Source organism: Serpentinicella sp. ANB-PHB4 (assembly GCF_031432315.1).
GTDB lineage: Bacteria > Bacillota > Clostridia > Peptostreptococcales > Natronincolaceae > Serpentinicella.
The window spans coordinates 65,944-78,114 of record NZ_JAVKGO010000008.1; the positions used below are offsets into that span (position 1 = coordinate 65,944).

General features: G+C 33.3%; 14 protein-coding genes and 1 riboswitch. Of the genes, 5 read left to right on the plus strand and 9 right to left on the minus strand.

All coding sequences use genetic code 11. The features are described 5' to 3' along the window. Nucleotides 1–17: 17 nt before the first annotated feature. A complete protein-coding gene (locus RH915_RS08070) occupies nt 18–1,553 on the minus strand; it encodes a spore germination protein (protein ID WP_310479179.1) in 1,536 nt (511 codons plus the stop codon). Nucleotides 1,554–1,699: 146 nt separating this feature from the next. Here RH915_RS08070 and RH915_RS08075 point away from each other — a divergent pair, with 146 nt between their 5' ends. The 3 genes from RH915_RS08075 (at nt 1,700) to RH915_RS08085 (ending at nt 2,994) form a co-directional block, all read left to right on the plus strand. Next, nucleotides 1,700–1,876: a hypothetical protein gene (locus RH915_RS08075; protein ID WP_310479180.1), complete on the plus strand. Its 177-nt coding sequence runs from the start codon at nt 1,700–1,702 to the stop codon at nt 1,874–1,876. A gap of 114 nt (nt 1,877–1,990) precedes the next feature. Continuing rightward, the gene (locus tag RH915_RS08080; RefSeq protein WP_310479182.1) at nt 1,991–2,314 is read left to right on the plus strand and encodes a hypothetical protein; all 324 of its coding nucleotides are present in this window, start codon (nt 1,991–1,993) and stop codon (nt 2,312–2,314) included. 122 nt (nt 2,315–2,436) lie between these two features. Next, nucleotides 2,437–2,994 carry a rubrerythrin family protein gene (locus RH915_RS08085; RefSeq protein WP_310479184.1) on the plus strand — a complete coding sequence of 186 codons (558 nt, stop codon included), beginning with the start codon at nt 2,437–2,439 and terminating at the stop codon, nt 2,992–2,994. Nucleotides 2,995–3,056: 62 nt separating this feature from the next. Here RH915_RS08085 and RH915_RS08090 read toward each other — a convergent pair whose 3' ends face one another. The 6 genes from RH915_RS08090 to RH915_RS08115 form a co-directional block, all read right to left on the minus strand. Continuing rightward, a complete protein-coding gene (locus tag RH915_RS08090; protein WP_310479186.1) occupies nt 3,057–3,383 on the minus strand; it encodes a DUF898 family protein in 327 nt (108 codons plus the stop codon). A 209-nt stretch (nt 3,384–3,592) separates the two neighbouring features. After that, entirely contained in the window at nt 3,593–4,315 is a 723-nt protein-coding gene (gene pflA / locus RH915_RS08095) for a pyruvate formate-lyase-activating protein (protein WP_310479188.1), read from the minus strand. Continuing rightward, nucleotides 4,316–6,547, minus strand: coding sequence for a formate C-acetyltransferase (pflB, locus tag RH915_RS08100; RefSeq protein ID WP_310479190.1), 2,232 nt, complete (start codon nt 6,545–6,547; stop codon nt 4,316–4,318). A 62-nt stretch (nt 6,548–6,609) separates the two neighbouring features. Beyond that, nucleotides 6,610–6,693, minus strand: a riboswitch (ZMP/ZTP riboswitch). A gap of 101 nt (nt 6,694–6,794) precedes the next feature. Further along, nucleotides 6,795–7,697 (minus strand): MYG1 family protein, encoded by a 903-nt coding sequence (locus RH915_RS08105; protein WP_310479201.1) that lies wholly within the window; start codon nt 7,695–7,697, stop codon nt 6,795–6,797. Between the two features lie 96 nt (nt 7,698–7,793). After that, the gene (locus RH915_RS08110) at nt 7,794–8,357 is read right to left on the minus strand and encodes a DUF7010 family protein (RefSeq protein ID WP_331618363.1); all 564 of its coding nucleotides are present in this window, start codon (nt 8,355–8,357) and stop codon (nt 7,794–7,796) included. Between the two features lie 31 nt (nt 8,358–8,388). Then, a complete protein-coding gene (locus RH915_RS08115; protein WP_310479192.1) occupies nt 8,389–9,090 on the minus strand; it encodes a DUF1287 domain-containing protein in 702 nt (233 codons plus the stop codon). Nucleotides 9,091–9,314: 224 nt separating this feature from the next. On the opposite strand from RH915_RS08115, the gene RH915_RS08120 reads away from it, so the two are divergent. Next, the gene (locus RH915_RS08120) at nt 9,315–9,959 is read left to right on the plus strand and encodes an ABC transporter ATP-binding protein (protein ID WP_310479194.1); all 645 of its coding nucleotides are present in this window, start codon (nt 9,315–9,317) and stop codon (nt 9,957–9,959) included. A 265-nt stretch (nt 9,960–10,224) separates the two neighbouring features. Here the strand turns inward: RH915_RS08120 and RH915_RS08125 are convergent, their stop codons facing one another. Both RH915_RS08125 and RH915_RS08130 read right to left on the minus strand, forming a co-directional pair. Next, complete coding sequence (locus tag RH915_RS08125; protein WP_310479196.1) at nt 10,225–10,377, minus strand: hypothetical protein; 153 nt, start codon at nt 10,375–10,377, stop codon at nt 10,225–10,227. 433 nt (nt 10,378–10,810) lie between these two features. Then, nucleotides 10,811–11,299, minus strand: coding sequence for a hypothetical protein (locus RH915_RS08130; RefSeq protein ID WP_310479199.1), 489 nt, complete (start codon nt 11,297–11,299; stop codon nt 10,811–10,813). A gap of 388 nt (nt 11,300–11,687) precedes the next feature. Between RH915_RS08130 and RH915_RS08135 the strand changes: the two genes are divergently transcribed. After that, nucleotides 11,688–12,171 (plus strand): transposase (locus RH915_RS08135; RefSeq protein ID WP_310479200.1); only part of this gene is annotated, 484 nt, incomplete at its 3' end.

Here is a 12,171-nt window from a genome sequence, read left to right on the forward strand (position 1 = left end):
TTTCACTTCCTAAATTTTTATTCTTTTTTATCTCCTTTTATCGCCTCTGCATTTCCAAGTAAAGATGGGTATCCATCTTTTAAGAAAGTATCTTTTAATTTTTCCTTCTTAAATGAGAAAAAGTCTTCTAAGTATCTAACCCCAAAGGATTCGATTGAAGCGAGATGTATTATGAGAAGGATCCAAAAAATAACGATTCCAAACAGTCCCCAAAAAGCCCCTCCTATCAGAAAGAAAATTCGCAGTGCTCTATTGGTTAGAGCAAAGGTATAGTAAGGAAAAACAAAAGATGTAATAGCGGTAAAACCTATGATAATAACCACCAGGGGACTTACTAAGCCTGCTTGTACCGCTGATTGTCCAATGACTAAACCACCTACAATACCAACAGTTTGACTGATGGGTTTTGGTAGCCTTATTGCTGCTTCTAATAAAATCTCTAGTGTAAATAACATTAATAACATTTCAACTACTGAGGGTAGAGGCAGCCCTACCCTTGACCCTGTAATAAATAGTACCAGGGTTGTAGGCAACATGCCCGGATGGTAAGCTGTTAGGGCGACATATAAGCCGGGTAAAGTTGATGCAATTAAAAAACTCATATACCGAATGATCCGAATTATGGAGGTAACGATACTGCGCTCATAATAATCATCACTACTGTTAAAAAACATTGCAAAGGTTCCCGGGGCAATTAAGTTGTAAGGCGTACCATCAACCATAATGGCTACTCGGCCATCTAATATACTTGTTGCTATTCTATCCGGTCTTTCTGATGCTAAAACTTGGGGAAAAACAGTCCATTTATGGTTTTCAATAAGCTGTTCTACGGATGCGCTACCAACAATACTATCTACGTTTATCTCTTGTATTCGCTTTTCTATCTCCTTTACTACATGCTCTGGTGCCTTGTCATTTAAGTAAACTAAAGCAACTTTTGTTTGCGTTCTTTGTCCTAATGTATGGTACTGAACCTTTAGTCTGGTATCTTTAATTCTCTTTCTTATAGCCGCCACATTATCATCAATGTCTTCAATAAATCCATCTCTTGGGCCTCTTAAACCTTGCTCTGCAAAGGGTTCTTCAACACCTCTTTTTTCTAACCCTTGACTATTTAAGGTTAAGGCTTCTTGCTCATTGTCAATTAAAAGTAATGATTCACCAGTTAACAGCCCATTAATAATCTCATTGTAGTTTTTCACTATTTCTGGATTCGATATCGCTAATATTTTTTCTTTAACATCTGTAACAGTCAGTATCGAATTTTCGCTCTCTTCATTAAAATTTTGTAACCGTCTTATAATATGATTTTCAATTATATTTCGATCTACTAATCCATCTATATAAATAAGTATTGCTTTTCTATCCCAAAGCATGAGTTCTCTATACACAACATCTTCACTGTCAGTTAAAATGTTTTGAATAAAAGCCACATTATTATCTATATCTTTAAAAACCTCAAAAGCTTTTAATAATTCAACTATATTCTCAGTATTTTTGTTAGATCTGTTTATATTTTTGCTAAAAAGTTTCTGTTTAAATTTTTTTAACATAAATAGGTCTCCTAATAATTTGATTATTAAAGTATTATGTACATTAATGCTTCTATTCATAAGAATATTTTTCAAATTATAATTATGTTATATGTAGCCACAATAAATAAGGTAAGGTTAAATCAAATTTTTGGAGGGTTTAAATTATGAGTAAAAGAAATAAAGTAAAATCAATCGCAAGATTGCGCCAAAAAAAAGAAAAAAATAATGCCTTTGAGGATCAAAGATCAGCTGAGTTTATGAACATTTATATGAATATGGTTGACTTGTCTGAGGACGAAGCAACGTATGAAGATGAGCTTTGGAACTCGTGGTTTTTTTAAGTATAGTAACAATTGTAAATAGAATAAGTATTTGTATCTCATATTTACCTTCAATTTAGTAGATACTATGAAAGTAAGATTTAATCTTACAAAAAAATAAACGGAGGTATTTAAATGACAAATAATAATAACCCAAATTTAAAAAATTCAAATGCCGTTAACCAAGGTGAACTACAAAACGTACAACAAAATATGAATAATCAAAATCAAAACCAAAATCAAATGAATAACAGTAACGGCATGAATGCCTCTCAGTTTAACTTATCTAATTCAAATGCAGTAAATCAGGGAGAATTACAAAACGTAAAACAAAACATGAATAACCAAAATATGAATGCTAATGGTATGGAAATGGGTTTAAATAACTCAAACGCAGTAAACCAAGCTGAGCTTCAAAAAGCAAAGCAAGATATGCAAAACAACAATAACCAAGGATAGTGTATTCTCCCTAAGCCTCGAGCAGTTTGCTCGGGGCTTAATAATTTGATTTATTGAATAATTAAGTATAGCAAAGTCAATAATTTACTAATGACTTTATTATATTTAAGGAGTGAATACATATGAGTGTACAAAATGCAATGACTGCGGATTTCTTACGTTCTGCCTATGGCGGAGAGAGTATGGCCCACATGCGTTATCTTATTTGGGCAGACGTAGCGGATAAAGAAAAAATGCCCAATATAGGTCGTTTATTTAGGGCAATTGCTTATGCGGAATATGCCCATGCAGACAATCATTTTACAGTGCTAAAAGAACAACATGGTGATTTTACCGTACCTGCTGGTGCTATTTTTGGTATCGGAAATACTGTAGAGAATTTACAGGGTGGCATTGATGGGGAGCTGCATGAAATTGAGCAGATGTATCCTGTTTATTTAGAAACTGCTCGATACCAAAAAGAAAAAGCAGCAGAAAGGGCTTTTCATTTTGCCCTTGAAGCAGAAAAAGTTCATGCTACTTTATTTAAAAAGGCACAGGATGTTGCAAAGGAAGGCAAAGATCTAGATATTGGCACAGTACATGTCTGTTCTATTTGTGGGCATACCACAACAGATGGCCTACCGGATGTATGTCCAATATGTGGTGCTAAGAGCCAAGCGTATAAAGCTTTTGAGTAAACAATTAAAAGGTCTAAATACATAATTAAATGTGCTTAGACCTTTTTGTGCATATGATTTATCTATTCAAAATGCGTATGTTTTACTCTCCATTTTTCTAAGGCAATTTGTACCCAAAATACATAAATACCCAGGGTAATTATACACAGTAACAACCATTTAATCCACTGCCCAAATAATCCAACAGCTGACCCAGTAAACCTTAACCTCCTACCATCTATTATTGTATGATTAATACGCCATCCATAAATTCTGCAAAGTGCCCATGGATAAGCTATTCCTAGGGTGCAAATTGTTACAATGCCGCCTAAAAGTGTCCAACCAATTAGTTGAAAAAGACCTCCATCGAAATGGGACTCACCTTGTTCATATCCTTTTACATTGTTCATTACAGTCACTTCCTATCAATTTTATCTAACGCCTATAAATAACTTTTAGTTATTCGACAATAGCTTTATAAAACCCTGTAACTAACTATATTAAATCGACATTTTTTTCAATTTTTGATACTTGCATTTGCGACTATATCTAATTAGACTCGAAACAAGAAATATAGAGCAAAAAAAACGATGAAGATTCGTTTCTTCACCGTCTTTCTTTACTCGATCTTAAAACCCTTATTTAAAAGTATTTCTTTTAGTAAATTCATTGTTTTATCTGTTGGTGCCACTATTCCCCTAAGACGATAGACTAACCCAAGATTTTCCCACTTTGCAACACCCATATTATGATAGGGCAGTAATTCAACTTTTTCAATACTGGGTATGCCCTTTAATAACTCACTTAGGGCAATCATATCTTCTTTTGTATCATTAATACCTGGAACAACTACTTGTCTAATCCACAAAGGAATCTTCTGACTTTTAACATACTGCAGAAAAGAAAGGGTTTTGCTAAGCCTCTGACCAGTAATCTCTTTAAATTTCAAAGCTTCCGTATGTTTAATATCTAATATAACAAGATCCGTATATTCTAATACATCCTCTATATCATCATTTAGTTCTACCCCTGCTGTGTCAATTGCTGTATGCACATTATTTTCTTTAAGTCCTTTTAGTATTTCTTTAGCAAATTTAGGTTGAAGGAGGGGCTCACCACCGGATAAGGTTACCCCTCCTTTTTCTCCAAAATAGCTTTTATATCTAAGCACTTTTCTTAAAACCGCTTTGCTATCCATTTCTAACCCTTGTTTTATGCTCCATGTGTCTGGGTTATGACAGTAAATGCATCGCATAGGGCATCCCTGTAAAAAGGTAACAACTCGCATGCCAGGTCCATCAAGACCTGCCATTGTTTCAAATGAATGTATTTGCCCTTTCATCTACATCACCTTATGGAAGGTACGATTAATCACTTCTAGTTGTTGGTTTTTATTTAATCTATGGAAGTTTACAGCGTACCCAGATACCCGGATCGTTAAATTTGGATATTTTTCTGGTTCTTCCATGGCTTTAATTAATTTTTCACGATTAATCACGTTAACATTAAGGTGGTGAGCATCTTGTATAAAGTATCCATCTAACACAGTTACTAAATTGTCTACCTGGTCTGAGAAAGTTTTGCCTAGTGTACTTGGATTAGCTGAAAAAGTACAGGATATACCATCACGACAGGATTTATAGGGTAATTTAGCTACTGAGTTTAAGGATGCTAAAGCTCCCATCTTATCTCTGTTATGCATTGGATTTGCTCCTGGTGCAAAGGCCTCTCCTTTTTTTCTACCATCTGGCGTTGAGCCTGTCTTTTTACCATAAACCACGTTTGATGTAATGGTTAAGATAGATAAGGTATGCTCTGCATTTCTATAAGTTTTATTTTTCTTTAGGCTACTATCAAAATCTTCTACTAGTGCCTTTGCAATATCATCTACTTGATCGTCATCGTTTCCGAACTGGGGATAGCTTCCCTCTATTTCAAAATCAACAATTAAACCATTTTCATCCCTTACAGTTTTAACCTTTGCATGTTTTATAGCACTTAATGAGTCTGCAACTACAGATAATCCCGCTACACCAAAGGCCATAAATCTGTGTACTTCAGTGTCATGTAATGCCATTTGTAATTTTTCATAGGCGTATTTATCATGCATATAGTGAATGATATTCATTGTATTTACATAGGTTTTGCAAAGCCAGTCTCTATAGAAGTTAAACTTTTTAATCACTTCTTCGTAATCTAAGTACTCACTTTGGTATGGAGCTTGTTCTGGTCCAATGTATTCACCGGTCATTTCGTCTTTACCACCATTTAGTGCCATAAGTAGCACTTTTGGCAAGTTGCAACGAGCCCCGAAGAACTGCATTTCTTTTCCTAACCGCATAGCCGATACACAACAAGCGATGCCATAGTCGTCTCCATAGGTGGGTCTCATTAAATCATCATTTTCATATTGTATGGCATCGGTTTCTATTGATACACGACTACAATATTTTTTAAAGTTTTCTGGCAAATCTTGTGACCAAAGAATCGTTATATTTGGTTCTGGGGCTGGACCTAGGTTATATAATGTATGCAAGAAACGATAGGATGTTTTTGTCACTAAAGGTCTTCCATCTTCCCCAACGCCTCCTACTACCTCAGTAATCCACATTGGATCCCCAGCAAAAAGCTCATTGTACTCTGGTGTCCTTAACTGTCTTGCTAGTCTCAGTTTAATGACAAAATCATCGATAATTTCTTGGGCCTCTATTTCTGTTAAACTTCCCTCTTGTATGTCTCTTTGAAAATAAATATCTAAAAATGTACTTACTCTTCCTAAAGACATCGCTGCTCCATTTTGTTCTTTTATTGCACCTAAGTATGCAAAGTATAACCATTGTACTGCCTCTTTTGCTGTTGTAGCTGGTTTTGAAATGTCTATGCCATAGGCTAATGCCATTTCCTTTAATTTATTTAAAAAGTCAATTTGACGGAATAGTTCTTCAGATAGACGGATGGTTTCCTCATTCATTTCCGCTTTACCAAGCGTTTGTTTATCTTTTCTTTTTTCTTCTATTAGCTTATCAATTCCGTATAAGGCAACTCTTCTATAATCTCCGATCACTCTTCCTCTACCGTATGCATCTGGAAGTCCAGTAATAACGCCGCTACTTCTTAGCTTTTTCATCTCATCGCTATATACTCTAAATACACCATCATTATGGGTTGTTCTATATTTAAAATGATCTTCAATTTCTTGTCCTAACGCATAACCATAAGACTCACATGCCTGTCTCGCCATAAGCATACCACCGAAAGGATTAACCCCTCGTTTTAATGGCTGGTCTGTTTGTAATCCTAAGACAATTTCTTTTTCCTTATTTAAATATCCTGGCGCGTAAGTTAATAGAGAAGATACTTTATTCGTATCTATATCTAACACGCCCCCTTTTTCTTGCTCTAATTTTTGGAGTTCATTAAATTGTTCCATTAGCTCTTTTGTTCTATCCGTAGCAGATTCAAGAAAATTGTCATCTCCTTCATAAAGAGAATAATTTTTTTGAATAAAGTCCCTTACATCAACATCTTTTTGCCATTTTCCTTCTTTAAAATTTCTCCAAGCTTTTTGAAACATTCCTATCTCCTCCTTTTTTTAAAAAAACAAAAACAAAAAACCGCCTGAGTCAAATGTATTATTTCATTTGCCCAGACGGTCGGCTATTGCTACATTCTCAATCCCTCGTGGTTTATTCCACTTATCCGTCAGTATTGAGAACGAAATATTTATCTTGTTAACCATAATATAAAATATAAACTTAACTTTGTCAACAGAGAATATTTTTCCAGAATATAAATTTATTTTTATGCTATTTACGGAAAATTTACTCGACATTTAAAGCGATATCCGCCATCTTCATAATTCCTTCATAGGATTTAGCTACTGCGATAAAAAGTCCTGTATGACAAAATACAGCATCTTTAACACCTGTAACTTCTGCTAATTTTTCATCGGTTTTACCACCCCATGATTCTGGAAGTTTTCTTCTATCTTCCCCATCTGATCCTCTAACAGTCTGCAGTGCATAGCTATCCTTCCGTTTATATATAACAAAAATAACTTCCTCATTTTCATCAATTTCTGGTAATGCCTCTGACCAAGGACCATCCACCTCTAAAATTAAAACTTCACTTTTTTCTCTTTGATTATAAGCTTGTTTTAATGTATCTTTATATTTTAATTCAGCAAACTTACGTTTTAGAACATTTTTCAATATTGTAGAAGCAAATGTGACAGCATTGTTAAAGGCCGTATCCTCTGACTCCTCTGAATTCCATACAGGATTAAAAGAAGATATCATTGATGAAATATGCATTAGTGAAAATTTCTTTCCTCTATCTTCAAAAAGTCCTATTCCATTGTCCAGTGCATCTATGCCTTTTATAAGTATTCTGTCTACATGTTCATGAATTTCTTCAATTTCATTTTTTGTTAAATCCGAATCATAATTACTAATAACTGTTTTTCCAAAGGCCCGCCATATTAAACCACATGCCGCATAGGGAATATCGTCATCACGATAAACTTTATCTATCCCATGATGATCAAATTCGCCACCACCAACATCATAAACGATTTCTCTTTTGTTTAACGCCTCTGGATCTCTTGTTCTAATAATATCAAGTTCATAAATTTCTTTTAGAATTGCCGTAGCCATCACTTCGTCAGCATGAAAAGTTCCATTGTGGGTACCTACTTTTTTAAGTGCTTTTTGTGTGTTGATTATATCTCACCTACTTATTAATATTTTATGTTTATTGTTTCTAATAATATTTAGTTTAATCCATTAACTATTTTATTGTAAAATTCATGTAACTGCAAATTATATACTTAACTCCTTTTTGACCAACAATTTGTTTTCAATAAATAACCATATTGAAAATACAGTTTCAATACAAATCATGATAAGGGGTATAATATATACCTTTTCCTCTGTTAGATTGTGTCCTACTGCCAGTGCAACCACTGGTATGATTATAGACATTACCATATAAGCTTTTGAATGGTATATCCAAGAATAAGGTAGTAAATGGGCCCCAAAAATCATAGCTAGCACCATTACCATTTTATCCGGCATAGCACTGTATATCCACATTGCAATTAATATGTACAGCATTTGATTCATCGCAAACAAAACACTTAAATTATTTAAGGGATTATCCTTTGCTGAAAACTCTGCTTTAATTGCTTTTGAAATTAAATAAGACAGGGGTAAAAGCGGTGCAGTACTAATAAACGTAAATAGATTTCTAGTTAGAATATCTTGAATTGGTAGTAACCAAATGATTAGTACTCCTGTCCAAACAAAAATTGATGCAAGTATAATATGTAGTCCTTTTTTATTTCGTTTGGCTAAATCTAATCTTGCTTCTGTAATTGTCAACATTATTCCCTCCTAATTTTACTTTTTTACTTGTTTACTCGTATTTCCATCTATAGTGTCCTGCTATTGGCGTGTTAATAGATTTTAATTTTATTTCCGAAGCAAAGGGTGGGCTATTATGAATCATGTATGGTGTACCGTCTCTTGCTCGTCTATCTGAAATAATGCCTACATGATGGCGTCCTTCTAAAAATACCACGATATCCCCTGGTTGCCATTGTCTTAGATTTTCTACATCTCCTGGTATTAGTTCTGTTATTAAAGACACTGTAAACCTTTGGAAAAACACATGCTGATTGGGTACTCTACGAAAATCAATATTTGGTTCCGGTCTTCCATTTACTCTAGAATAAAGCTCCACATTGTTTTCTATATCTTCGTCCATCAAATCCTTTAGGTTAACATTAATTGCAAGGAGCCCTCTCCAAATTACGTCAGTACATACCCCTTCACCTACTGGTGGATAGCCACCAGCATGATAAACACTTTTATACGTTGTCCTTCGATCTACTTCTTTACGAGCAGCATTAACAATATCTATAGGGTCAGGTATACCATTGTTATTGCTATCAATCCTTGAATAATCCTCTGGAACGTTAACCATTTTGGTAAAAGGATTGTCAATGTGTATTCCTATCGTATCTAAAATAATGCCATGTCTATAAAAAGAGATCCCGAGTAAAAATACTATAATTATTACAAGTAGCGAGAGTAATAATTTTTTTGCTAATTTCATATGTCACCTCAAATATTAATTATTGGTATATATTAGATATCTATATTATACGCTAGGTTTTATTGAAATTGGTTAAAATTATGATTTTTTTTGAATAATAACAAGATTTCAAGATAAAATGAACAGGACATTTAGCTACGCCGTCACAGATTTTGGTGTTTCTCCATAATATATATCATCAGCTTTTATTTTGAACTAATTTTGTCTTCTAAGGGGGAGTGCTAATGACAAGCAACAAATTTTTAGAGGTTAAAAATATATCCAAAACCTATTACACATTAGAGGAAGAAACTAAGGCCTTAGAAAACCTTTCTTTTGATGTGAATACAGGGGAAATTATTGTTATTGTTGGTCCTAGTGGTTGTGGTAAGTCTACTATATTATCCTGTATAGCAGGACTTCTTTCACCAACAGAAGGTGAAATTATATTTCATAACAAAAACAAAAATACTGGCTATATGTTTCAAAGTGACCACTTATTTAATTGGCGTACTATTATGGACAATGTATTAATTGGACTAGAGGTTCAAAATAAAGTTAACGAGCGTAGTATTGCCCGGGTAAATAAATTGTTAGACACGTATGGTTTAGGTGATTTTAAAAAACATTATCCTAGTCAATTGTCCGGTGGTATGCGTCAAAGGGTTGCCCTTATTCGTACCCTTGCAATAGAGCCTGAACTCTTGCTTCTTGATGAACCTTTTTCCGCCCTTGATTATCAAAGTCGACTAAAAGTAAGTGACGATATTGCAAAAATTATAAGACAGGAAAAAAAGACAGCAATTATGGTTACTCATGACATTTCTGAAGCTATTTACACAAAGTGCTACCTATGTAAATGTGTAATTTCCAAGGATTATTTAAACTGATTATAAACGGTAGCTCTTCTATAAAACTATTACAATCTATTTTATCTTAATTTTGCATAAACAAAAACAGCAAAATGACCCATAAAACATATAATTTTAAGGGTCACTTTAGAGATATCCATATTTAATTAACACTTTTAATTCCTCCATTTATATATAAATTCCAGTTTGTAATTTTATGACTCCACTTGGCTGATCAATCTTTTCATAACTTGTTTTTTAAATGAATAGCGTTGTCTTTTGTATATTAAGAAAAGATTAAATTTTACTCCTCTTCTAGTTCCTTCATGATCTCTTCGTATGCCTGGGTTTGATAGCACTCTGGCAATTCTAAGATTTTTTGATGAACTAAGTCAGCCAAACTTCTATTAAAGTTTTCAATTCCTTCTCCAGTTCCTGATTGAATCCTTACTTTCATTACCCCACCTCCTAATAAATTCTATGTTGATTTGAATTTGTACTATTCTTCAAACCTGTAAGACAACAGTAAACTGTGCGCTTACCCCACATTGTACGAATAGTTTTATTAAATTCAAATTTTGAGGTGGTTTTTTTGAATTTTTTTTATTTTTTTTATTTAGCCTATTATATGAACTTGAATGACTTACTTTAAAAGAAGCGTTTTATTCTTCTCGGTAGTTTTGTAAGTAGAGAATAGTAAAGTTTAAATACTAAAGTTAATTTATTGTAAAAATATAAAATAACAGGTAGAATATTCATAATGGAAGAGAGGGGTTAAATTGAAAAAGGAAGCCACAACTACTATAAGTAATAGCATATCTGAAGGTTCTTCTCCATGATCAGTTGCATAACAAAGGGTACTCCCTTAAGTAAGTACCCTTTGTTATTAATTAGTTTAATTTTCTTTTATAATCATAAGTTAGTGTATTCGTTTTACGAACTAAATCTAGTAAATAATTTAAACACTGTTCTTCATCCATATGCTCAATGGCTGCTACTATACGTATATACATAATATTATCCGCTGATAATTTATTTTCTAATTGATACTTCTCTGTTTTCTCTAATTGATATTCCGTATTAGGTTCCTTTGACGCTTTTTCTAATTTGCATTTTCTACATCTTGTGTCATATCCAGACTTCTCTGAATAAAAGTGAATCTCTTCTTCATCGTGAATATCTATAAATTTTCCGTTTTCATATAATTGAACTTCAAAATAGTTTTTACATTCAATGCACTTTTTCTCTAATTTGTTTGTCACATGATTAAATCTATAATTTTTCGCTGATCTTGTGACAAACTCTGGAACTTGCTGTGTTTCATTGTTTTGATCTATAAATGTTAGTTTCTTTGCACTAAAATAAGTGTACTCTTTCATAGTCATCACCTCCTTTGAATACTTTTTAGTTAATCTTGATATATCGTGTCAAGTATTTTTGAAAAAAGTTTTTAAAAATAGTACATGGCGTGCACGGTGATAAAATAATAAATCACTGTGTACGCCATGTACGCCCTGTTCATTTGGTACAATTAGTTAAAATAAAAAGAATAGAACAATGAGTAAAAATAGCAACGGGTGCTCCCTTGGGAAAGCACCCGTTGCTATTTTATCTTAGATAATGATATACCAATACATCAATTCGATTGTGACCCAAATCCTTTGTTAGTTTTTCGGTAGTGTAAAGTAATCTGTGCTTTAGTGAAAAAATATACTCTTTTCTGGCAAGAATTAGAAATAATAAAAAGCCAGAAGGGAGTATTTTTTTATGAGCACACTACCAAAAGAAGTTTTAAGAGAAATGATATCAGGAGGAAATTTAAAGACAGCAGGAGATCTACAATCCTATCTTAAAAACATGTTTAAAGATGTACTACAAGAAATGCTAGAAGCTGAGTTAGATACTAAATTAGGCTATTCAAAAGGCGATAGAAACAACAAAAGAACCGATAACAGAAGAAATGGACATACCGAAAAGAGGGTTAAAACTCAATTTGGAGAAATTCCTTTAGAAATACCTAGAGATAGAAATGGAGATTTTGAACCAGTTGTTGTACCAAAGAATAAAAGAGATATATCAGGTATAGAAGAAAAAGTGATATCTCTTTACGCAAGAGGTATGTCAACAAGAGATATTCATGATCAAATAAAAGATATTTATGGTATTGAAATATCAGCAGAAATGGTTAGCAAAATTACAGATCATGTCCTTCCGAAGGTTAAAGAGTGGCAAAATAGGCCATTAGAGCCTA